This window comes from Chryseobacterium cheonjiense (genome assembly GCF_012927265.1).
Taxonomy (GTDB): domain Bacteria; phylum Bacteroidota; class Bacteroidia; order Flavobacteriales; family Weeksellaceae; genus Chryseobacterium; species Chryseobacterium cheonjiense.
The window spans coordinates 1341286-1364147 of sequence record NZ_JABBGF010000001.1; the positions used below are offsets into that span (position 1 = coordinate 1341286).

A 22862-nucleotide genomic window follows, 5' to 3' on the forward strand; every position below is an offset into this window, starting at 1 on the left:
CTCAGGGAGTTAGAGTCTAAGCCCAATCTGCAAAGTAACGCAGTGGCTGCTCTGGTTATTTCTTTAGTACTGTTTTCATGTTTATTTTTCAAAAATATCAGTGCAGTAGTAGTCAATACAGGTCTTTCTGACAAAGGTTACATAACTCTCTTTCTTATTGTTTGTTTTGCTATTCAATTCATTTGTCTGTTGATATCCAAGGTATCTTCATATTGTTGATTTTTGAGTGTAAATATTAGCAGGGAAAGCATAATTTATATAAGAATATATAAATAAGATAGGACTGATCATTTTTATGATTATTTATAAATAATATAATATTATTTAATTATACTGATAATCTGATTATTCCATTTTTAATACTGTATTATTTTTCAGATGATACTATTTCGGCAGAAAAATTGATATAGGAAAGCATTAAAAAAATCACATGTAGGTGTGATGACGGATTTATAATATAATAATTAAAAAGTGAGAAGCCTTTTTGTAATCAGGACGCTGTCTTACCAGAGTATAACTATGAATAGAAATATCATTACTTATCTGTTATTGATATCAATAACTTTACTGTCGTGCAAACCCAAGCAGAATATGGTCTATATGTCTAAAAATAATATGGAAGAAGAGGTTGCCAAAGCAAAATATGACGGGTTACGTATTCAGGAAGGAGATGTACTTCTTATCTTGGTCTCCGCACTTGATGACACTGCAGTAAAACCTTTTAATCTTAATACTGCAAATAAGGTAGGAGGTGAGACGGGTGTAAACCAATATGTGCAGCCAAGCGAGTATCTGGTGAATGAAGAGGGATATGTTAATTTTCCGGTACTGGGTAATATATTTGCTAAAGGCATGACGCAAATACAACTGAAGCAGGATATTGAATCCCGCCTGAAAAGATACCTCACCGATCCTCTGGTAACCATTACATTAAAGAACTTTAATGTAAGTGTTCTAGGTGAAGTTAAAGAGCCCGGACAGAAAGAGAGTATTTCCCAAAAAATCAATATTTTCCAGGCGCTTGGCTTAGCAGGTGATATGACTGATTTTGGAGATCGTACTCATGTAAAATTGATCCGTACAAAGGATGATGGTAATGATGAAATTGTCAATTTAGACCTTACAAGATCAGATATCGTAAGTTCACCTTACTATTATATGAAACAGAATGACATATTATATGTACAGCCGGATAAAAATAAGCAAATTCAGGCAAATTCTAACCCTAACAGAGCCCTTACTTTCCAGATTATAGGTTCAGTAATAGCGGCGGCCACCCTGGTTATTGCTTTAACAAGATAAATGTATAATATGCAGCAGTTTGAATTTCAAGAAAAAGAGGAAAAAATTGATCTACGAAAAATCATTTCCAAATACCTCTATAAATGGCCATGGTTTGTGGCGTCTGTTTTAGTTTGTGTAATAAGCGCATATATTTATCTTCGCTATAGTGTACCAAAATATCAGAGTAAAACAACTCTTAAATTTGATAAAAAAGAAAATGACCTTACTTCGGCATTATCCGATCTTGATAATCTTGGAATAGGTTTAGGAAACTCAGATGAATTGAAAAGTGAAGCTGCAGTTGTAACTTCACGACCTATATTGATGCAGGTTATAAAAAAACTTAATCTCAATGTAGAATATTTTAATACAGGTGAAATTAAAGATTCCCAACTCTTTACACAGGTGCCAATATCCGGTAAAATTCTGAATTTTAATAAAGAATTTGTATCATCAGAATATTATGTAAGAAGAATTAATGGTGATGAGTTCACACTTGTGAGCGAGAAATACGGTAAGTTTACCGGAAAGTTTGATATGCCTTTAAATCTTGATTTCGGAACCGTTATTTTGAATAGAAACCGTCAGTTTCCCGTAAAGCCAGAATATAAAATTGTCTTCTCGAATCCTATAGAAAAAGTAAAAAAGCTTGAAAAGACAATTCAGGTTGATTTACCGGATGAAAAAGCCCTTTTGATGGACATAAGTTTAGTAGGAACCGTTCCTGAAAAATCAGAAAGCATTCTTGATGAAGTTACCCGTCAATATAATTTAGACGGACAAAGAGATAAAAACCTTCAGGCCGAAAATACACAAAAATTTATAGATAAAAGACTGGAGGTTATTACCCGCGATTTATCAGGGGTAGAGAATCAGAAAGAAGACTTTCAGAACCGAAATCGCATTGTGGATCTTCAGGCGCAGGCAGAACTTGCTTTACAGAACACCAGTGAAAATACAAAAGCACTCCTTCAGCAGCAGGCTCAGCTTGATCTTTTAAATTCGCTTACTTCTGAAGCGGCAAAAGGCAATAATCAATTAATGCCTTCTAATCTTGGACTTAATCCTTCATTAGAGCAGTCAATTGCACAGTACAACCAGATGCTGATCAGCAGAAACAAAACGTTGAAGCAAGCTACCAGCGAAAACCCTGCGGTTGTCGAAATGAACAGGGAAATAGCTTCCTTGAAAGACATTATCCGGGACAATATCAGAGAACAGAAAGATGCGGTTAGAACAACTATATCGCAGATTCAAAATCAGATTACAACAAGTAATAGCGTTATAGACAAAGTTCCCGGTCAATCAAAGGTGTATAGAGGAATCGAACGCCAGCAGAATCTTAAAGAACAGCTTTTCTTATTCCTTCTACAGAAAAGAGAAGAAAACGCCATCAATTTATCTGTAGATGTACCAAAGGCAAAAATTGTTAATCCTGCATTTACGGATGATACACCGGTTTCTCCAAAAAGCAATATTATTCTTATGGGGGCATTGCTTGTTGGATTATTTCTTCCATTTGCTGTTTTTTATGTACTTTTTATGCTTGATGATAAAATTTACAATAGAGACGATATAAAAGCGCGATCAGGCCTTGGCGTTCTTGTAGATATCCCATCCCTGGATGAAGATGAAAATCATCTTGTGCAGAAAAACGATTTTTCCGAACTCGCAGAGTCTTTCAGAGTCTTGGTTTCTAACCTTAAATTTGTTTTGCCTAAAAAAGATTTGGCTAAAATAATCATGGTAACCTCTTCCGTAAAAGGTGAAGGAAAAACATTAGTCTCTGTAAATCTTGCATTGACAATTGCCAATAAAAACGGAAGATCTCTTCTTATCGGTTCTGATATCCGAAATCCACAGATTCAGAGATACGACAGTGAACCAGTTAAAAGAAAAGGTCTTACGGAGTTTTTATACGATGAATCAGTACATGTTGAGGACCTTATCCATACATCATATACCAATCCTTATTGTGACGTAATCTATGCGGGAACGATTCCTCCCAATCCTCAGGAACTTCTTTCCAATGGAAGATATCAAAAGCTGATTGCCCAGATGGCGTCACAATATGCGTATATAATTATTGACTCGGCACCACTTATGTTGGTTTCGGATACCCTTAGTATTGCAGATGTGGCAGATGCGACATTATACGTAGTTAGATCAGGCGTTTCGCGAACAGTACTTATTGATTTCGCTCAGGATCTGGTAAAAGAGTCTAAATTAAAGAACGTTTCTTTTGTGGTAAATGATGTTTCCAAAAAAGCAAGAGGGTACGGATACGGTTATAATTATGGCTATGGCTATGGCTATAATAATGATGAAAGTAAAAAAAGTTGGTGGAAAAGAATTTTTAAATCATAAAAATGGGTAAAATTTTAATTACGGGAGGAGCAGGGTTCATAGGCTCCAACCTTACGGAATACTTTTTAGATAAAGGCTATAAGGTAGTCTGTCTGGACAATTTTTCAACCGGGCATCGCCATAATATTGAACCCTTTTTAAGTAATCCGGATTATAAACTGATTGAAGGAAGCATCTGCGATCTTGAAGTCTGCAGAGCTGCACTTGAAAATGTAGACTATGTGCTACATCAGGCTGCATTGGGATCCGTTCCCAGGTCAATCAATGATCCCATTACCAGCAATGAAGTTAATGTTTCAGGTTTTCTGAATATGCTCGTTGCAGCGAGGGACGCAAAAGTTAAACGTTTCGTATATGCTGCCTCCTCTTCTACGTATGGCGACTCGGCTTCACTTCCGAAAGTGGAAGAAGTGATTGGAAAACCTTTATCTCCTTATGCCATTACAAAATATGTCAATGAATTGTATGCAGATGTTTTTTCTAAAACCTATGGGATACAATGCATTGGACTTAGATATTTTAATGTATTCGGGCGAAGACAGGATCCCAATGGAACTTACGCAGCGGTAATTCCGTTATTTGTAAAGCAGCTGATGAATCACCAGTCACCAAAGATTAACGGAACCGGGGACTATTCCAGAGACTTTACATACATCGATAACGTGATCCAGATGAATGAACTGGCTATGCTCACCGAAAGTCCTGAAGCCATCAATACTGTTTATAATACAGCGGTAGGTGATCGTACAACACTAAATGATCTCGTAAATTATATCAAAAAATATTTAAGTGAATATGATGCGAAAATCGCTGATGTCGAAATCGTACACGGGCCAAATCGGGTAGGTGACATTCCGCATTCATTGGCATCGATTGATAAAGCTAAAAACCTTTTAGGATACAATCCTAGCCATACCATTGAAAATGGTCTGAAAGAAGCCATCAAATGGTACTGGGGAAATTTAAAATAAACTATTGAAAAGATTTTTATGGAAAAACAATATAAAATTGCTGTTATCGGCCTCGGATATGTAGGATTACCGCTGGCCCGTTTATTTGCAACACAATACCCTGTTGTAGGATTTGATATTAACCAGAAAAGAATTGAAGAACTAAGAGCAGGAAATGACAGCACACTTGAGGTGGAAGCTGATGTTTTGCAATCTGTTTTGGTGAGCGAAAGCCCTTTTGCAGAAAATGAAAAAGGATTTTTTGCTTCTGCCGATATTCAGGATATCAAAGATGCAAATATATATGTTGTAACTGTACCAACACCTGTAGACAAGCACAACCGTCCGGATCTTACTCCGCTTTATAAATCTTCGGAAACAGTAGGGAAAGTATTGTCTAAAGGTGATATTGTGATCTATGAGTCTACCGTTTATCCGGGTGCTACCGAAGAAGAATGTATTCCTGTGCTTGAAAGAGTTTCAGGGATGAAATTCAATGAAGATTTTTTTGCGGGATATTCTCCCGAGCGTATCAACCCAGGAGATAAGGAACATACAGTAGAAAAAATTCTAAAAGTAACCTCCGGTTCTACACCTGAAATCGGAGAAGTTGTAAATAGTTTATACCAATCCGTTATTGTAGCAGGTACCCATTTGGCTCCTACGATCAAGATTGCTGAAGCTGCAAAAGTTATTGAAAACTCACAAAGAGATATCAATATTGCTTTCGTTAATGAACTGGCAAAGATTTTTAATCTTCTTGAAATTGATACTCACGAAGTATTAAAAGCAGCAGGCACAAAATGGAATTTTTTACCCTTTAAACCAGGGCTTGTAGGAGGTCACTGTATTGGTGTAGATCCTTATTATCTTGCGCAGAAAGCTCAGGAAAACGGCTACCATCCTGAAATTATCCTTGCAGGACGCAGACTTAATGATTCAATGGGCCAATATGTAGCTTCTGAGCTGGTAAAATGCATGATTAAAAAAAATATCAACATCAATGGAGCAGAGGTTTTGAACTTGGGAATTACATTTAAAGAAAACTGTCCGGATGTACGGAATACCAAAGCAGTAGATGTAATCTGCGGGCTTCAGGATTACCAGTTACAAGTTACAACATTCGATCCGTGGGCAAATCCTGAAGAAGTGGTTCATGAATATGGCCTTACGGTAGTGAATGAAATTCCTAATAAGAAATTTGATGCGGTTATTCTTACTGTTGCTCATAAGGAATTCATGAACATGAATCTTAAAGATTATCTTAAGGAGAATGGGGTAGTATACGATGTAAAGGGAATTCTGGCCGACTGTGATTCCAGATTGTAGTATAAAAGGGATTATAAATTGTTTTATTTTCCCTTTAAATCTTTAATATGAGTTTAATAAAACAAGCGAAACAGGGAGTTATCTGGACTTTTATACAGCAGTTCAGTATACAGTTCATTAACTTCGGAGTTCAGATTATTTTGGCCCGGTTATTACAACCATCCGATTTTGGACTTATAGCCATGATTGCTGTTTTTGTAGCTCTGGGGCAGAGCTTAAGTGACAGTGGCATGACTTCCTCTTTGATACGGAATGATAAAAATACAGAAAATGATTATGGTACTGTTTTTCTTACCAATCTTGGAGTAAGTGTAATTTTATATGGCATTGCTTATATAATAGCACCCTTTGTTGCAGAGTTTTATAAACAGGAAATATTGACCCATCTTCTTAGAATGTATGCATTAGTGTTTATTATTTCTTCATTTAATGTAGTACAGCTGGCTAAGTTCACAAAAGAATTAAACTTCAAATCTCAGTTTACCTATCAGCTACCGTCAGTAGTTATAGGTGCTATAACGGGTATACTTATGGCCTATTATGGCTTTGGAGTTTGGAGCCTTGTTGGACTTAATATTTCTCAGGCAGTTTCTTTTTCATTGTTTCTATGGTTCTTTTACCGATGGAAGCCTAAGATGATATTTGATAAGTCTGTATTTAAATACCATTTTGATTTCGGATATAAACTTACATTATCAGGTGTTCTCAACACAGTTTATCTGAATTTATACAGGATCATTATTGGTAAAAAATTCTCTACAACAAGTGTTGGATATTTTACACAGGCCGACAGTCTTAGATTATTTCCGGTCAATCAGATTTCCGCTGTTTTAAATAAAGTTACTTTTCCGCTGTTTGCAAGCATAAAAAATGATCAGGATAAACTAAAAAAGGCTTATATTTCATCAACACGCTTAGTGCTGTCATTTTCGTCAGTTTTAATGATTATTCTGATTTTAATAGCCAAGCCTCTGTTTCTTATTGTATTTGGCGAAAAATGGCTACCTTCTGTTCCTTATTTTCAGATTTTATGTATAGCCTCTATATTTTTACCATTAGGAACCTATAACTTAAATATTTTAAAGGTAAAAGGAAGAAGCGATATGTTTTTACGGGTGGAAGTCATTAAAAAAATAATAGGGGTAATATCTTTAATAATCTGCATTCCGTTTGGCATTAACGCAATTGTTTGGTCACTGTGTATTACCAATGTTTTTTTTGCTTACCTCAATGGTTATTTTAGTGGCCGGTTTATTAGCTATAGTGTTTATCAGCAAATAGGCCATAGCCTTAGTATTATCCTTATTTCTATAATTCCATTCGCTCTGGTTTTTTGGCTGAACGAATTATGGTTTAAACAATACAATAATTTTCTTATAATAGCTATAGATGTATTGTGTTATATGGCCATTTATTTACCATTTCTGTTAGTATTCAACAAAGCATTAATTAACGATTTAAAGATGGTTTTAAAAAAATGATAAATACAGATATTTTATTTACAGGATATTATGGGCAGCTGAACACAGGTGACGATGCCTTTGTTGAAGTTGCCTCTTGGGGAGCCGATATGATTTGGAATAAGAAAAAAAGCAGGTTTCTCGGACTCCAATCCAAGCTGCCGAAAACTATTGTCAATGCAAAAGGGTATCCTTTAGAAATTCCCAAAACGTATGATCTGCAGAAAAAAATATTGCTGAATAATACCCGTTTTTTGATCTCTGCCGGCGGATCTACCATCCATAGCAAAATGTCTTCAAATAATGTTAAACAATATGCTGTAAACTTAAAAAAAACAGGTAAGAAGATTAAAATAGGTGCTATTGGAGTATCAGTCGGGCCTTTCAAAACAAATGAAGATGAAAAGGCTGTACAGCAATATCTTAAAGAAATCGATTTTATCGCCGTACGTGATAAAAGATCCTATGACTACGTAAATTCACTTAGTGGCCTGCCATATCAGCCTGTTGATGCCTTTGACCTGGCGGCTTTATTACCTGAAATATACGGCTGTCAGGAAAATAGATCTTCAAATAATTCTCAAAAAATTATTGGGATAAGTGTGTGCCCGTTCGAATCTGTTCATAAAGGAGGGCATGTGGAAAATGAAGTAAGGCGGAATGAGCAGATTATTAATTTAATTAAGTTTCTGGACAAAAAAGAGGATATACTGTTTAAATTCTACATTATAAATGGAAATAAAAATAGTGGAGATAAGAAATTAACTCAGGATGTTATTAATAAAGCCCAGCCTAAAAAATTTGTAATTGTGGATTATGATAAAGATACACAGGCTGTATGGAGAGATATCAACTCATGCGATGCTGTAATTGCTACCAGATTACATGCAGGAATTTTTGCCTGTTTTGGTAATACTCCATTTATGCTGGTAGAATATCACAAAAAATGTACGGATTTTCTGGCAGATATAGGCCAAACCGAACAGGCTCGTATCTTTGATGCGGAATTTGAAGTGCAAGAGAAGGCGGAGGTAATTTTAAACTGGCTTTCAGACAGGAGTCTTTATTCTAAACCTTCTTTTTTAAGAGAAAAAATTGATAAAGCAAAATTAAATTTTACAGCAATTAGCATATAATTATGTTTTCAGTAATCATTCCATTATACAATAAAGAAAATAGCATTGGGAATACAGTTCAGTCTGTGCTTAATCAATCATTTGCCGACTTTGAAATCGTTATCGTAAACGATGGTTCTACCGATAACAGCCTGGAAGTGGTACAGCAAATAAATGATTCCAGAATTCGCATTATTGATAAAAGCAATGGAGGTGTTTCCAGTGCCAGAAATTATGGGATAAAAAATGCTGAAAAAGAATGGATTGCTTTTTTGGATGGTGATGATTTATGGGAAATTGATCATTTGAAAACTATTTCTGAACTTATTGAGAAATATCCAGAAGATAAAGTTTTTTGTACATCATTTATTAGAAGTAATCAAAAATTTCCTGCAAATCAAAATTACTCAATTAAGGTTATTGCTAATTATTTCGATGAAGCCATAAATTATCATTTTTTTTGGACATCAATTGCTGTTGTTAAAAAAGAAGTGTTTAATCAAGTAGGAAATTTTAAAGAGTTTCTTCATCGGGGAGAGGATTTGGATTTATGGGCACGTATTGGTCAAGTTTATAGATTTATTAAATCAAACAGGGTTACAGCAATATATGTTCAAGACTCCGAAAATAAGTTAAGTTTCACAAATTATAATATAAATAATTCATTTATAAGTAATATAGAATTTAAAAATAAAACTCAAAAAGAGAAAAAATATTTAAGATCCTTATTAAGAAATAGACTTAAGTCTGCTATTGTATCAAAGAATTTAGATATAATAAAATTTATTCTAACAAAATATAAATTTAAAATTTTTTTCTAAATGAAATATAAACGTTTATTAATATATTTAATATTTAGTTCTTTGTTGCTTGGTTTGTTTATTCCTAAGTTAAAATCTCCTATAAATACTACTGAAAACTTCTTTTTTTCAATTGTCTCATTTATTTCAATTGTAGTATATCTTTTCACTTTTAGGAAATTATATACAACCTGGGTGAGATTTGAAACATTATTTTTAATAGGTTTTATTATTGTTCATTTTCAAATTCCTTTTTTTTATAGTTTGAACATACAGCCAAGCAATCCGTATTATGTATGGTTAAATAAGCATGTAGTTAACTTTGCCACTTGGTTAAGCGCGTTTTCTATTCATTTATGGATGATAGGTTCTGTGATTGCAACCATTAAAAGTGCAAAAAGCAAAAAAGAGCTTAACAGCTCAAAGAATAAGTATAATATAATGAAGCTAGATTATATTTTATTATTTTCTTTTTTAGGCTTTTTCGGTTTAGCGGGAGGATCATTATTACAAGGTTCTCATGACGGTATGGGATCCTGGGGAGAAGGAGCATCTTATTTTATGATATTACTCCGCGTCAGTCTGTATTTTAGGATATTTATTTTTTTTAAAACTCTTCGTAAGATTACATTACCCAATATCATAAGTGGTAATATTATTTTTCTGTGTACACTGTTGCTTTATATTATTACATTTTTATTCGTAGGAGATAGAGGCCCGTTTATGCAGATTCTTATAGTAATTGCACTTTGTTTTGGCGTATTTGTAAAAAGGATCAGTTTGGGGAGCCTTTTGTTACTTATTATTACGGGAGCTTTATTATTGTCAATAATAGGTTTAGGAAGAAGCAGTGAAGATGCAAATATTTTTGAGGTTGGTTTTTCAAAATACCAGAACTCAAAATCCAATCCTACGGAAGAGCTGGCAACCAGTGTTAGGATTATGTACCGGGCATTGTCTAATTTTCCTAATAATTACAGCTACTTATTCGGGTTACAATTTATAATTGGTATTTTGGGAATTATTCCTTTCGCATCAGGTTTTTTTATTTCTACTTTTAATATTCCCGTGGAACTTACAGCTTCAAGCCGTTTGTTTACATTTATAGGGCAGGGAAGAAATTCAACCTATGGTGAAGGAACAGAAATCATTTCAGATATATATATCAATTTTGGAATTTTCGGTGTTTTCTTTTTCATGTTCCTATACGGATATCTTACAAGTAAAATTAGTTTTAATGCTTTGAAAAAACATTCGGATAAATTCTTTTTAATATTAATTGTATTAAGCTCTACAGCGATATATATCAATAGGGCACAATTTTTAAGTCCTGTAAAAGACATTGTATATATATTGCTTATTTTTCAGATTGTAAAAATAAAAAGCAAAAAACAAGCGAAACTTACTTCTTGATAAGCTTGTATTGTACCTTATTTGTTTTATCTGTTATTATTGCTTCTTTAAAATCTGTTTTTAAGATCTGATTATTAATGGTTTTGATTGCAGGATTTTCCCTTACAGGAACTAATTTTATACCGCCAATATAGGAGCTGTTTGTAATTTCAGCCGTTAATGGATTTTGAATATAAAAAAAGTAACGGTTTGAAAAATATAAGTTGTTTTTAGTTTGTTTAAGTGTATTGTGATCATAAATAAAACGGTCAATATTTCTTACGTTAAACAAAAAATTAAACTTAACATCATTAGATTGCCCTGCTCTTTTTGACATGAATTTAAACTCATCTGCGTCATAGGTGAAAATATTATTTCTTATTTCAATATTGTTTTTTGCTGTATTATTTTTTCCATATCCGTCAAAATATAAAATTTCCGAATCAAAATTGATTATATTATCAGTGAGTGAAAAAGATCTTTCCAAATCTGCTTTAGTTTTGTTCTCAAAAAGGGTAGCAAATCCTTTTGCGTTAATTTTATTATTATTTAAAATTACACCTTTCGTCCCGATATAAAAATCGAAAAGTTGTTTACCATTGGAACTTTTAGCATTAATCTCATTGTTTTCAAATTTTATATTGTCTGGCGCAGCACCGGTAATTTTTAACACATTATTTTTATCTTTTGAGGAGTTGGCAGAAATTTTAAATAACCTGTTAACATTATTAGCATTTATTTTATTATTTATAAACGCAATATTCGTATTGCTGTAAAAAGTAAAAGCATCATTTTGCAAGCTCACATCTTGTCTTAATGTGCTGTAATCAATGGAAAACTGATTGTCTTTAAACAAAAGATTTCCACTTTCACCAGAAGTGCTGTTTTTAAATGTTACGCCACCTTTAATTTTATTATTAATAATGTTAATATTTTTTACACTTTTTATGGCATGTAAGGCATACTGTTTTTCCTTAGAAAAATTATTTTGAACAGAACTGTTTGTAAGCGTGAAAGAGTTTGCATTGATCACAATAAGGGCAAAATAGGAGTTCGTGCTCAAATTGCAGTTATTGATTGAAATATTATCTTGATCAATTCGCAAGTATTGAAACGCAGCTCCGGATATTGTGATATTTTCAATTTTCAAATTGGGAAAAATAATAGATATTGCTTGTGAAGATAACGGTATAATTGTTGATGTGTTGCCGTTGATATTAGAATAAACTTTTATAGGTTTTGAAATTATATATTGTTTGCCTTTTTCAAATGTTATAACGCTATTTTTCGTATTTTTGGCAGCGTCAAAAGTTTTTTGAATAGCTGAATAATCATCGTGGTGGCCATCACCAATAGCCCCATAATCTTTTACAAGAAAAGTGTTTGTTTGAGCCGAAAGAGTTTGTACAAAAATTAATATTAGGGTAGCTAAAAAAAAATTAAATTTCATAGATAATTGAATGGGTAATGTTATTTTTTTTGTGACAAGTTTGCAGAGCGGTGGAATTGAAAATTACTTGCTAAGATTCTTGGAAGAAAAGCATCAACAATTTTGCCAAATTACAATTTATTGTAAAGGTGGTTTGGGAGGACAGCTGGAAAATAGGTACAAATCAATACCAAATGTCAAAATTATCAAGAATAAAATAAGTTTTTATAATCCCTTAGATTATACTGCACTCAAAAAATTTTTTAAAAAAAATAAATTTGATGCGGTATGTGATTTTACAGGTAATTTTGCAGGGTTTATACTTTTTGTTTCGAAACTTGTGGGAATAAAAAAAAGAATCGTCTTTTACAGAGGCTCTTCGGACCATTTTAAAGCAATTTTTGTAAAAAAAATGTATAATAACCTGGCCAAAATATTTGTTTCAAAATATGCCACTGATATTTTATCAAATTCAAAAGCCGCGTTTAGATTTTTTTATCCAAGTGTTTGGGAACGCGATCCACGCTTTGAAGTAATTTATAACGGTATCGATGCATCAAAATTTAATGTAGAAAAAGAGAACCTTAGAAAAGAATTCAAAATTCCTGATGATGCTTTTGTAGTAGGGCATACAGGCAGATTCAATTCGGCAAAGAACCATTCCACAATTGTAAAAGTAGCTGCAGAGCTCATAAAAGAATATAAAGATTTTTATTTTATTTTATGTGGTAATGAGGTAAAGAACAAATTGGAATCCGTAATAAAAGAAAAAGCGCTTTCAGACAAAATACTGCTTTTCGAAAACAGAAGCGATATTCCCCGGTTTTTAAATACAATGGATTGCTATTATTTTCCATCAATTACCGAAGGCCAGCCCAATGCTTTAATAGAAGCTATGGTTATGGATATTCCCATTGTTGCCTCTGATATAGAACCAATTAAAGAAACTGTTCCTGAAGAAGCACATTCATTTTTAATAAATCCGTTGGATGTTGAAGGAGCAAAAAGTAAAATCATTGAAATTTACCATTCTAAAAATAAGCAGAATTTACAGGAATGGACTATTAAAAAATACGACTCAAAAAAATTATTTCAACAATTTTATAATCATTTCTAATCTATTTCCAATCAAATGTCTATAGTATTTATAAACGATCACCCGTTCTATGTTGATAAAGCTCAAAAAGTTTTTACTTCAGGAACACTTACTTCAGATGTGTGGAGTAGATTTACAGATAATTTTGGAAAACTTACTGTTATAGGCCGTGGAGTAAAACTGGATAACGAATCTCATGGCCACAAAAAAGCGGATGCAGAAAATGTTGTATTCGATTTATTCTTCGAAATAAAAGGTGGAAAAGATTATTTCAAATACAGGAAAAAAATCATAGAAAAGCTTACTCCCTATATTCAGCAATCCGAATATATTGTTCTACGACTTCCCTCCAATATTGGTGTAATTGCCGCTGAAATTTGTAAGAAATACGATAAAAAATATTTTGTGGAAGTGGTAGGATGTGCCTACGATAGTATGTGGTTCTTTGGCAATTTGCAAGGGAAATTATTGGCTTCAATAACAGCTGCTAAAAATAGAAAGGCAATTCGTAATGCTGATGCAGCAGTTTATGTAACCGAAAAATATTTACAGAATAGATACCCCAATTCCAATAATCAGATTAATGCTTCCAATGTGGTAATTGATGTGTTTGATGATTATGTGTTAAGCAAGCACATAGACTATTTACAAATGAATTCAGAAGTCAAAAAAATTGGTATGATTGGAAACATTTCATTACCATACAAAGGCTATGAAGTTTTATTCAGAGCTTTAAGAGATGTAAAGATCAATTTTCAACTAGAGATAGTAGGAGGAGGTGATTCCAAGTGGATAAAACAGCTTATTGAAAAATTTAATTTAGAAAATAAAGTCATTCTCAAGGGCAGGATAAATAATCGTGAAGAAATTTATGATTTTTTGGATAACCTTGACTTATACGTACAACCTTCATTGACGGAAGGTTTGCCAAGAAGTGTTATTGAAGCTATGGCAAGAGCATGTCCAATTATAGCATCGAAGGCAGGTGGAATACCAGAGCTTATATCTGAAGAATTTACCTATAATGTAAAAGAAAGTAAACGTTTAAGTAATTTAATTAATCTAGCTTTGAATGATATAAATATTCTGAAGAAAATGAGTCGTGAAAACTTTATACGCGCAAAAGAATATTCTTTCCAGACAATTAACAATAGAAGATATCAATTCTTACAAAAAATAAAAAACGACATACAAAATTAATGAACGCGATAATAGTACCCGGAGTAACAGATTTAAATAAAGGCGACCAGGCTTTGGTCTGGGAAAGCTGGAGGCTGGCCAAAGATACCGGTTTATATGATGAAGTATATATACTGGATGCCGGTGATAATGAAGAAGAAAGAGAATTGCTATGCAAACAATCTGAAGAACATGGATTCAAGTTACTCGAAAATATTTTGAAGCACCCCAGAAGAGGACAGCATAAATCAGGAGAGCATATTAAAGAATCTAAGGTCGAACTTTTAAAGCAGATAAAAAATGCTGCTATGGATTTTAAAGATACCAGGTATCTCATAAAAATCTGTAACGATCTTGAAAAAGTAAGAAAAAATTTCGACGACAAAACTTACCGTACCGTAAAACAGTTTCATCAGGCAAAAACAATTTTTGTAAAAGGTGGAGGATTTATCCATGCATACGGCGAAAAAACAGCACCCTATCTTATGTGGTATTTTCTATTCTACGTAAGACTTGCAAAAGCGTTAGGAAAAAAAGTTGTTTTCCTGCCCAACTCTTATGGCCCTTTTATAGGACTTACTGTTGAAAAACAGGTGCGTTCCGTATTCGGAAAGCTGGATCTTGTGTATGCCAGAGAAAACGTTTCTGCGCAAAGCCTGGGACAGCTTATGGGTAAAAAAATACCCGTTGAAATGGACCTCGGTTTTTTCCTTGAAAAAGGCAGCCAGGAAGAAGCGATAAAAATCCTTGATAAATACAACCTGTCGAAAGACGATAAAATTGTAGGCGTAACAATCCGTCCATGGCGTTTCCCTGGATTATCAAATCCTGAAGCACTATACCAGAAATATATAAACTCAGTGGCAGATCTTACAAAGCATTTATTGGCAAAAGGATATAAGGTAGCTTTATGTAATCAATCACTGGGGCCAAATTCCCATGAAGATGACCGTAATGCTATCAACGACTTATTGGCGAAGGTAAAAGATCCTAATATGATCTGGATAAACGAAAATTTATCATGCGATATATTAAAAGCAGTTTATTCTAATTTTTACTTCTTTGTCGGTACACGCTTTCATTCAATCATTTTTTCACTCACCTCTCTTGTGCCATCCATAGCAATAGGCTATGGCGGTAATAAGGCTAAAGGAATTATGGGAGATTTCAGCCTGAATAATTATGTAGTACAAATCCAGGATGTACAATCAGATTTGCTTATCGATATGTTTGATAAAGCCATATCGGAATACGATACTATTAAAAATCAGCTAAATAGATCCATGGGGTTGGTTGCTGAGAGCAGAAACAGATTAATACAGGATATTAAATCATTATATAAATAAAATGAAAGTAATCCGTACATCAACAATACCTTTGTCATTAAATGTCCTGCTTAAAGGACAGCTGAAGTTTCTGAACGGTTTTTTCGAAATCGTAGGAATATCTTCCGAAGGTGAGTTGCTTGACGAGGTAAGACAGCGTGAAGGGATAAAAACAATCAGCATCAATATGGAAAGAGGAATCAGTCCTGTAAAAGATCTCATTTCTCTTTTCAGATTATATCATATTTTAAAATCGGAAAAACCGACAATTGTACATTCTATTACTCCTAAGGCAGGTCTTTTGACGATGCTTGCCGGCAAAATGGCGGGAGTGCCTATTCGTATCCATACATTTACAGGTCTTATTTTTCCCACCAGAAAAGGTTTTGTGCAAAAAATTCTTATTAATATGGATCGCCTGTTGTGCACTGCAGCGACAAATATTTATCCGGAAGGACAAGGGGTTAAAAAAGATCTGATGAATTATAAAATCACGTCAAAACCTTTAAAAGTTATAGCCAACGGAAATGTTAATGGGATTGACTTGGATTATTTCTCACCCGATAAAATTTCCAAAACGCAAAAAGATGCTTTAAAAAAAGAGCTTAATATTACTGAATCAGATTTTGTTTTTGTATTCGTAGGACGTTTGGTTGGAGATAAAGGAATCAATGAGATGGTTAAAGCTTTTTCACAGATCAGCAAAAATCCGGCACTTTTAAAACCCGTAAAGTTATTGCTGATTGGGCCTTTGGAAGAAGAACTCGATCCTTTAACTCCGGAAACACTTCAAGAAATAAAAAACAATCCGGATATTTTAGATGTAGGATTTCAAAAAGACGTACGTCCTTATTTTGCGGTTTCGGATGCTCTGGTTTTCCCAAGCTATCGAGAAGGCTTTCCCAATGTGGTTATGCAGGCAGGAGCAATGGAACTTCCAAGTATTGTTTCTGATATTAACGGTTGTAACGAAATCATTATTGAAGATCAAAACGGAATAATTATCCCTGTTAAAAACAGTGAAAAGCTAAAGACTGCCATGGAAAAAATACTTTCCGATACAGATTTGTACCATCAGCTGAAAACGAATTCCAGACCGATGATCCAGTCTCGCTACGAGCAGTCGGTCATCTGGAACGAGCTATTAAAAGAATACAAAACGCTGCTTAAAGAAAATAATATAGATGTATAAAAACTTATTTAAAAGAATGATCGATTTTCTGATCGCTTTTTCAGGTTTGATTTTATTATCACCTGTATTTCTTATTGTCCTTGTGGTATTGTATTTTCAGAATGACGGCAAACCGTTCTTTTTTCAGAGGAGGCCGGGGTTTAATGAGAAAATGTTTAATATCATTAAATTTAAAACCATGACTGATAAAAAAGACAGCCATGGAAATTACCTGCCGGATGCCGAAAGACTTACACCAATGGGAAGTTTTATACGTCAAACCTCTCTTGACGAAATTCCACAGCTTATCAATGTATTGAAAGGAGACATGGCGATCATTGGGCCGCGGCCTTTATTGCCTCAGTATCTGCCTTTATATAATGAATCTCAGAAACGCAGGCATGAAGTTCGTCCCGGCATTACAGGATGGGCACAGGTAAACGGAAGAAATGCCATTTCCTGGGCAAAGAAATTTGAACTGGATGTATGGTACATCGATCATCTTTCATTCGCACTGGATTGTAAGATAATCCTTCTCACTTTTAAAAAAGTTTTTAAAAAAGAAGGAGTCAACAAAGAAGGACAGGCAACAACAGAAGCCTTTAACGGAAATAATTAAAAAAGTGTAAAAATGTATTTATATGGAGCAAGCGGTCATGGCAAGGTAGTTGCTGAAATTGCAGAAGAAAGCGGATATCATATTGACGCTTACATAGATGAAAACGTTTCAAAGAAGAAAATGCTTGGCTATTCTGTATTTCATGAACCACCACAAGAAAATATAGATATCGTAATTGCGATAGGAAACAACAGGATCAGGAAAAATATAGTTGAACAAAGTGCGTTGTTTAATTACGTAACTTTACTTCATCCAAAATCATCAGTATCTAAAAGGGTGCAAATAGATGAAGGAACCGTAGTTATGGCGGGAGTTACCATCAATGCTGCGGTTACAGTAGGAAAACACTGTATTATCAATACAAATTCTTCAATAGATCACGACTGCGTGCTGGAAGATTTTGTACATATTTCTCCCAATGCAGCATTAGGTGGAAGTGTTTACGTAGGTGAAGGGACGCACGTGGGAATAGGGGCAAACATTATTCAGGGTATAAAAATAGGAAAATGGTGCACCATCGGAGCAGGTACGGTTATTATCAGTGATATTCCGGATGGCTCGACAGTAGTGGGGAATCCGGGTAGAATTATAAAAATCACCGAGTTATAAAATAATAATAGTAAATCTAAAAAAGTAATTATGAACATTGAAATATGGCTCTCTTCCCCTCATATGGGTGGAACCGAAATAAAATATATCAACGATGCGTTTGACACCAATTGGATAGCGCCTCTAGGACCTAATGTAAACGGCTTTGAAGCGGATCTTGAAAGATTTCTCAATCAGGATGTAAAAGTAGCCGCACTCTCATCAGGAACGGCAGCGCTTCACCTTGCATTGATTGAGTGCAACGTGGGCTACGGTGATGAAGTAATCTGCCAGTCTCTTACCTTTTCAGCTTCTGCCAACCCTATCGTTTATCAGGGAGCAACACCGGTTTTTATAGACTCTGAGAAAGATACATGGAATATGTGCCCCGTAGCGTTAAGAGAAGCGGTTGTAGATCGGATTTCTAAAAATAAAAAGCCGAAAGCCATTGTTGCGGTTAATCTTTACGGAATGCCCGCAAAAATGGATGAAATTTTAGCCATCGCTTCAGAATTTGATATTCCTGTGATTGAAGATGCTGCCGAATCATTGGGGTCTACTTACAAAGGAAGATCTTGCGGCACTTTCGGACGTTTTGGGATTTTATCTTTTAACGGAAACAAAATCATCACCACTTCAGGTGGAGGGGCGTTAGTGTGCCATTTTAAAGAAGATAAAGACAGAGCGGTATTCCTTTCTACCCAGGCAAGAGATAATGCACCTCATTACCAGCATTCCGAAATTGGATATAACTACAGGATGAGTAACATCTCTGCCGGAATCGGAAGAGGTCAGATGGAAGTTCTGAACAGCAGGGTGGAAGGCCGTAGAAAAATGCATGAGTTCTATGCTGAAATTACTAAAGATATGGATGGAGTAGAACTATTCCGCGAACCTAACAGTGATTTCTTCAGCAACCATTGGCTGTCGGTGATTACAATAGATGAAAATGCCGCATCTAAAAACCGAGAAGACCTGCGAATGGCATTCCTTGAAGATAAAATTGAGTCCCGCCCGATTTGGAAACCGATGCATATGCAGCCTGTATTTAAGGATGCTCCATATTACGGAGGAGACTTTGCCGAGAAACTTTTCGAAAACAGTTTATGCCTCCCTTCCGGATCCAATCTTACGGATGCCGACAGAAGCAGAATAGAAAAAGTGATGGTAAGCGTTTTTTCAAATAAAAAGCTGTCAGACGTTACATTACTTTAAAATACCGGAATAGTTATCAGATTATTCAAAATTATACACACTTAAACACTGTTTATCATTTAGATAAATGATTTAAAACAGAAATACTGACCATACCATATAAAAAGCAGAGATAGTAACTTATCTCTGCTTTATTTATAACGTAACATCTCGAATGCTTACCTGAACTTTCTGCTGGAGCTTCCATACGTATTGGCGCTTATTCCATGGAAGTTATTGTAGGTATAGTAAAGATCTTTAAAGTAAATGTCTGTATCGGCATCATTTTTTTCAATAATGGGTATGTTTTTCTGTTTTTTCGATGCCCCGTAGCTGTATTTCTTTTTGGAAGCCGTTTTCTTTTTCAGGCAGTGGCAGTGTATATGATCCTGCTTTTGGTGCTCATCAAGCTCCATAATCTTAATTTCAGTACGGTCATACTTTCTGAATTTTTCAAAATCATTCAGATCAAGAGTAAACCAAGGTTCGCCATGATAAAAATAATGATCTGTAATTTCAGGGTTGAAAATATCTTTTTTTTCTAGAGGAGCGGAAGAGTAGTAACCATTGCAGTCAGTACACGTGGCAACTTGTATTTTTATCGACATATTATTAAGATTTAAGTGATTGATGTCTTTGCTATATCAGAAGTTGTGCCATCTCTGTAAATCACAAACAAAAATTAATATACGGTACATCTGACGCTTGATGTATAAGGATTTTGAATCTATTAATAATTCCATCTGCCAGAGATAGTTCCGGATTTCTCACGCCTATAAATATCAATAACAATTGCTGTTTTATTTAAATTTTGGTTATTATAAAATTAATCTTAAAAATTTCCCCAATATTTCTTTATTGGCATAAATTATTAGTCTTGCATATAAAAATGGTAAAGAAAAAATTAAAATTTTAAGGAATTTTTAAGTTGAAAAGTGTTTTTTTTACACTTTTTAATAAAAAAAATAATCTTTTTTTTAGCGTTTCTTATCATAGTATTTTAAGCAAAAAATTTCACTTATATTTTGAGGTTATTTTTTTACAAGGTATTGTAAACTCATGTTTTAAGATTATAATAAGTATACTTTTAATGATAACCTTATCATGAAATATATACAATTGTTATCATAAAAAATCGATATGTAAATTGCTGATATGTAGGCAATAGCATTAAATTTATTTTTTTTATTCAATTGAATTTTTATATTTGTGATGTTACATAAATGTTAACGATTAAATGAGCCCTGACTTTATTCATACGTACGTATCTGTAGATTGTGTAGTATTCGGATTTGATCACGAAAACCGCCTGAACATTTTATTGGTTCAGCGGCATGTAGATGAGATCCCTCAGGAAAGGAGAAGAAAATTACCCGGAAGCCTGATTTTTAGCGATGAAGATGTAGACGATGCTGCAGAAAGAGTGCTCCACGAACTTACGGGAATAAGGAAGATGGTTCTAAAGCAGTTCAAATGCTTTGCAGATCCGGGAAGGGCCAACAATGAGCATGACATCAAATGGATGGGAAAAGAATACAAGCATCATATCGACCGGATTATTACCGTCGCCTATCTTTCCCTCTGTAAGATCGATCATAAGATTAACAGTACAAAATATGACAATGTAGACTGGTTCCCGATCGATGAAGTGCCCGAGCTGCCCTTTGATCACAATAAGATCATCAGCGAATCGCTCGTCGAAATTAGAAAATGGATAGAATCTGACTTTTCTATCATTTTCGAGCTGCTGCCGAAGAGATTTACGATCAGACAGCTATATCAGCTTTACAGCGCATTAAGTGAAAAATATATAGACATTAAAAACTTTCATAAAAAGATCTCATCATTCAACTATATCGTTCCGTTGGACGAAATTGAAAAAAACGTTTCACACCGTGCCGCAAGATATTATAAATTCGATGCGAAGATCTATAAGAAAAACAATACTAAACTCATTAAATAAAAAGCTTCTCAATAAATTATGTATTTACTAGGCTACGATATCGGCAGTTCTTCTGTAAAAGTTTGTCTCATAGAGGCATCCAGCGGAAAAGTGATTGCTTCAGAATTTTCCCCGAAAAAGGAGATGAAAATCACTGCTGTGAATCCCGGATGGGCAGAACAGAACCCTGTTGACTGGTGGACAAATTTGAAACTTGCACATGAAGCAGTGATGCATGAATCCGGAGTCCATGCTGAAGATATCAAAGGAATAGGGATCACCTGGCAGATGCACGGTCTTATTCTCGTAGACAAAGATCAGAATATATTGAGACCGTCGATTATCTGGTGCGACAGCCGCGCAGTACCCTATGGCGAAAAAGCATTTAAAGAAATTGGCGAAGAAAAATGCCTTTCGCATCTGCTGAACTCACCGGGTAATTTTACCGCATCCAAATTGGCTTGGGTAAAAGAAAACGAACCGGAAATTTTTGAAAAAATTGATAAAATAATGCTTCCCGGAGATTATATCGCCATGAGACTTTCCGGACAAATAGGAATGACTATTGAAGGACTTTCGGAAGGGATTTTTTGGGACTTTAAGAACAACTGTATTTCAGAAGACGTCATCGGCCATTACGGAATTCCGAAGAGTTTCTTCCCGGAAATTGTCCCTACTTTTGGAATCCAGGCTACGGTTTCCGCATCTGCCGCGCAGGAACTTGGCCTCAAAGAAGGAACACCGATTTCCTACAGAGCCGGAGATCAGCCGAACAACGCACTTTCACTGAACGTGTTTAATCCGGGAGAAATCGCTTCCACTGCCGGAACTTCAGGAGTTGTGTATGGAGTACTCGATCAATTGGAATATGATAAATTATCAAGAGTTAATACCTTTGCCCACGTTAATTACACGCCGGAGCAGATAAGATTAGGTGTATTGCTATGCATCAACGGAACCGGGATCCTCAATTCATGGCTGAAGCATAATTTTGCAACTTCATTATCCTCATACGGAGATATGAATGAGCTGGCCTCACTTTCACCGATAGGTTCCAAAGGTCTTAGTATTGTGCCTTTCGGAAATGGTGCCGAAAGAGTATTGGAAAATAAAGAAACCAACTGTTCCATTCACGGAATTAATTTTAACATCCATACAAAAGGAGACATCCTGCGTGCGGCGCAGGAAGGAATTGTATTTTCCTACGAATACGGAATGAATATCATGAGAAATATAGGGATGGATATTCAGGTGATCCGTGCAGGAAATGCCAATATGTTTTTAAGTTCAATATTTCGTCAGTCACTTTCCAGTGTCAGCAATGCGGTGATTGAACTTTATGATACCGACGGAGCTGTAGGAGCTGCAAGAGCGGCAGGAATGGGAATAGGATTTTATGCAGATTCCAAAGAAGCATTTTCATCACTCGAAAAAATAGCAGTGATAGAGCCTGAACACGAGAAACAGGAACAATATCAAGAAGCCTATACACGATGGAAGCATCATCTTAAAGAAATAATCTAAAACAAATCAACGGAAGATTTTCCATTGCTCTTACTGACCTTTTAAAGCCGGTGAGCAGGGAATCTCTACGCAAAAAAAATTAAAATAAATAAAAAAAT

Annotated in this window: 19 protein-coding genes; 17 read left to right on the forward strand and 2 right to left on the reverse strand. The window is 34.7% G+C overall.

The features are described 5' to 3' along the window. Positions 1-600 precede the first annotated feature (600 nt). The 8 genes from HHL20_RS06135 to HHL20_RS06170 are packed head-to-tail and all read left to right on the forward strand — an operon-like array spanning position 601 to position 10718. Positions 601-1302, forward strand: coding sequence for a polysaccharide biosynthesis/export family protein (locus tag HHL20_RS06135; RefSeq protein WP_228463110.1), 702 nt, complete (start codon positions 601-603; stop codon positions 1300-1302). Positions 1303-1311: 9 nt separating this feature from the next. After that, positions 1312-3651: a GumC family protein gene (locus HHL20_RS06140; protein ID WP_169230280.1), complete on the forward strand. Its 2340-nt coding sequence runs from the start codon at positions 1312-1314 to the stop codon at positions 3649-3651. A gap of 2 nt (positions 3652-3653) precedes the next feature. After that, on the forward strand, positions 3654-4622 hold the full coding sequence (locus HHL20_RS06145; RefSeq protein ID WP_185194796.1) for an SDR family oxidoreductase: 969 nt from the start codon (positions 3654-3656) through the stop codon (positions 4620-4622). 18 nt (positions 4623-4640) lie between these two features. Then, a complete protein-coding gene (locus tag HHL20_RS06150) occupies positions 4641-5930 on the forward strand; it encodes a nucleotide sugar dehydrogenase (RefSeq protein ID WP_169230281.1) in 1290 nt (429 codons plus the stop codon). Positions 5931-5977: 47 nt separating this feature from the next. After that, entirely contained in the window at positions 5978-7411 is a 1434-nt protein-coding gene (locus HHL20_RS06155; protein ID WP_169230282.1) for a lipopolysaccharide biosynthesis protein, read from the forward strand. After that, complete coding sequence (locus tag HHL20_RS06160; RefSeq protein ID WP_169230283.1) at positions 7408-8526, forward strand: polysaccharide pyruvyl transferase family protein; 1119 nt, start codon at positions 7408-7410, stop codon at positions 8524-8526. The genes HHL20_RS06155 and HHL20_RS06160 overlap by 4 nt, the downstream gene beginning before the upstream one ends. A gap of 2 nt (positions 8527-8528) precedes the next feature. Then, complete coding sequence (locus tag HHL20_RS06165; protein ID WP_169230284.1) at positions 8529-9326, forward strand: glycosyltransferase family 2 protein; 798 nt, start codon at positions 8529-8531, stop codon at positions 9324-9326. Continuing rightward, complete coding sequence (locus HHL20_RS06170) at positions 9327-10718, forward strand: O-antigen polymerase (protein WP_169230285.1); 1392 nt, start codon at positions 9327-9329, stop codon at positions 10716-10718. It begins immediately after the preceding gene. On the opposite strand, the gene HHL20_RS06175 is transcribed toward HHL20_RS06170, so the two are convergent. Continuing rightward, positions 10708-12147: a pectate lyase family protein gene (locus HHL20_RS06175; protein WP_169230286.1), complete on the reverse strand. Its 1440-nt coding sequence runs from the start codon at positions 12145-12147 to the stop codon at positions 10708-10710. The two genes, HHL20_RS06170 and HHL20_RS06175, sit on opposite strands and share 11 nt — an antisense overlap. A 10-nt stretch (positions 12148-12157) precedes the next feature. Between HHL20_RS06175 and HHL20_RS06180 the strand changes: the two genes are divergently transcribed. The 7 genes from HHL20_RS06180 to HHL20_RS06210 are packed head-to-tail and all read left to right on the forward strand — an operon-like array spanning position 12158 to position 19319. Continuing rightward, positions 12158-13243, forward strand: a complete 1086-nt coding sequence (locus tag HHL20_RS06180; protein ID WP_169230287.1) for a glycosyltransferase — start codon at positions 12158-12160, stop codon at positions 13241-13243. Between the two features lie 15 nt (positions 13244-13258). Next, positions 13259-14422, forward strand: coding sequence for a glycosyltransferase (locus HHL20_RS06185; RefSeq protein ID WP_169230288.1), 1164 nt, complete (start codon positions 13259-13261; stop codon positions 14420-14422). Continuing rightward, entirely contained in the window at positions 14422-15747 is a 1326-nt protein-coding gene (locus HHL20_RS06190; RefSeq protein WP_169230289.1) for a polysaccharide pyruvyl transferase family protein, read from the forward strand. Before HHL20_RS06185 ends, HHL20_RS06190 begins: the two co-directional genes overlap by 1 nt. Position 15748: 1 nt before the next feature. Continuing rightward, complete coding sequence (locus HHL20_RS06195; protein ID WP_169230290.1) at positions 15749-16918, forward strand: glycosyltransferase family 4 protein; 1170 nt, start codon at positions 15749-15751, stop codon at positions 16916-16918. Next, complete coding sequence (locus HHL20_RS06200) at positions 16911-17516, forward strand: sugar transferase (RefSeq protein ID WP_169230291.1); 606 nt, start codon at positions 16911-16913, stop codon at positions 17514-17516. The genes HHL20_RS06195 and HHL20_RS06200 overlap by 8 nt, the downstream gene beginning before the upstream one ends. Positions 17517-17528: 12 nt before the next feature. After that, positions 17529-18125: an acetyltransferase gene (locus HHL20_RS06205; protein WP_169230292.1), complete on the forward strand. Its 597-nt coding sequence runs from the start codon at positions 17529-17531 to the stop codon at positions 18123-18125. A 30-nt stretch (positions 18126-18155) separates the two neighbouring features. Next, positions 18156-19319, forward strand: a complete 1164-nt coding sequence (locus tag HHL20_RS06210) for a DegT/DnrJ/EryC1/StrS family aminotransferase (RefSeq protein WP_169230293.1) — start codon at positions 18156-18158, stop codon at positions 19317-19319. A gap of 158 nt (positions 19320-19477) precedes the next feature. Here HHL20_RS06210 and HHL20_RS06215 read toward each other — a convergent pair whose 3' ends face one another. After that, positions 19478-19906, reverse strand: a complete 429-nt coding sequence (locus HHL20_RS06215) for a hypothetical protein (protein WP_169230294.1) — start codon at positions 19904-19906, stop codon at positions 19478-19480. A 629-nt stretch (positions 19907-20535) separates the two neighbouring features. On the opposite strand from HHL20_RS06215, the gene HHL20_RS06220 reads away from it, so the two are divergent. Both HHL20_RS06220 and HHL20_RS06225 read left to right on the forward strand, forming a co-directional pair. After that, the gene (locus HHL20_RS06220; RefSeq protein ID WP_169230295.1) at positions 20536-21261 is read left to right on the forward strand and encodes an NUDIX hydrolase; all 726 of its coding nucleotides are present in this window, start codon (positions 20536-20538) and stop codon (positions 21259-21261) included. 18 nt (positions 21262-21279) lie between these two features. Next, a complete protein-coding gene (locus HHL20_RS06225) occupies positions 21280-22764 on the forward strand; it encodes a xylulokinase (protein ID WP_169230296.1) in 1485 nt (494 codons plus the stop codon). Positions 22765-22862 lie beyond the last annotated feature (98 nt).

Bases quoted from the DNA above. Each gene is read 5' to 3' on its own strand.
- HHL20_RS06135 (WP_228463110.1), top strand. From the start codon at position 601: ATGTCTAAAAATAATATGGAAGAAGAGGTTGCCAAAGCAAAATATGAC.
- HHL20_RS06140 (WP_169230280.1), top strand. From the start codon at position 1,312: ATGCAGCAGTTTGAATTTCAAGAAAAAGAGGAAAAAATTGATCTACGA.
- HHL20_RS06145 (WP_185194796.1), top strand. From the start codon at position 3,654: ATGGGTAAAATTTTAATTACGGGAGGAGCAGGGTTCATAGGCTCCAAC.
- HHL20_RS06150 (WP_169230281.1), top strand. From the start codon at position 4,641: ATGGAAAAACAATATAAAATTGCTGTTATCGGCCTCGGATATGTAGGA.
- HHL20_RS06155 (WP_169230282.1), top strand. From the start codon at position 5,978: ATGAGTTTAATAAAACAAGCGAAACAGGGAGTTATCTGGACTTTTATA.
- HHL20_RS06160 (WP_169230283.1), top strand. From the start codon at position 7,408: ATGATAAATACAGATATTTTATTTACAGGATATTATGGGCAGCTGAAC.
- HHL20_RS06165 (WP_169230284.1), top strand. From the start codon at position 8,529: ATGTTTTCAGTAATCATTCCATTATACAATAAAGAAAATAGCATTGGG.
- HHL20_RS06170 (WP_169230285.1), top strand. From the start codon at position 9,327: ATGAAATATAAACGTTTATTAATATATTTAATATTTAGTTCTTTGTTG.
- HHL20_RS06175 (WP_169230286.1), bottom strand. From the start codon at position 12,147: ATGAAATTTAATTTTTTTTTAGCTACCCTAATATTAATTTTTGTACAA.
- HHL20_RS06180 (WP_169230287.1), top strand. From the start codon at position 12,158: ATGGGTAATGTTATTTTTTTTGTGACAAGTTTGCAGAGCGGTGGAATT.
- HHL20_RS06185 (WP_169230288.1), top strand. From the start codon at position 13,259: ATGTCTATAGTATTTATAAACGATCACCCGTTCTATGTTGATAAAGCT.
- HHL20_RS06190 (WP_169230289.1), top strand. From the start codon at position 14,422: ATGAACGCGATAATAGTACCCGGAGTAACAGATTTAAATAAAGGCGAC.
- HHL20_RS06195 (WP_169230290.1), top strand. From the start codon at position 15,749: ATGAAAGTAATCCGTACATCAACAATACCTTTGTCATTAAATGTCCTG.
- HHL20_RS06200 (WP_169230291.1), top strand. From the start codon at position 16,911: ATGTATAAAAACTTATTTAAAAGAATGATCGATTTTCTGATCGCTTTT.
- HHL20_RS06205 (WP_169230292.1), top strand. From the start codon at position 17,529: ATGTATTTATATGGAGCAAGCGGTCATGGCAAGGTAGTTGCTGAAATT.
- HHL20_RS06210 (WP_169230293.1), top strand. From the start codon at position 18,156: ATGAACATTGAAATATGGCTCTCTTCCCCTCATATGGGTGGAACCGAA.
- HHL20_RS06215 (WP_169230294.1), bottom strand. From the start codon at position 19,906: ATGTCGATAAAAATACAAGTTGCCACGTGTACTGACTGCAATGGTTAC.
- HHL20_RS06220 (WP_169230295.1), top strand. From the start codon at position 20,536: ATGAGCCCTGACTTTATTCATACGTACGTATCTGTAGATTGTGTAGTA.
- HHL20_RS06225 (WP_169230296.1), top strand. From the start codon at position 21,280: ATGTATTTACTAGGCTACGATATCGGCAGTTCTTCTGTAAAAGTTTGT.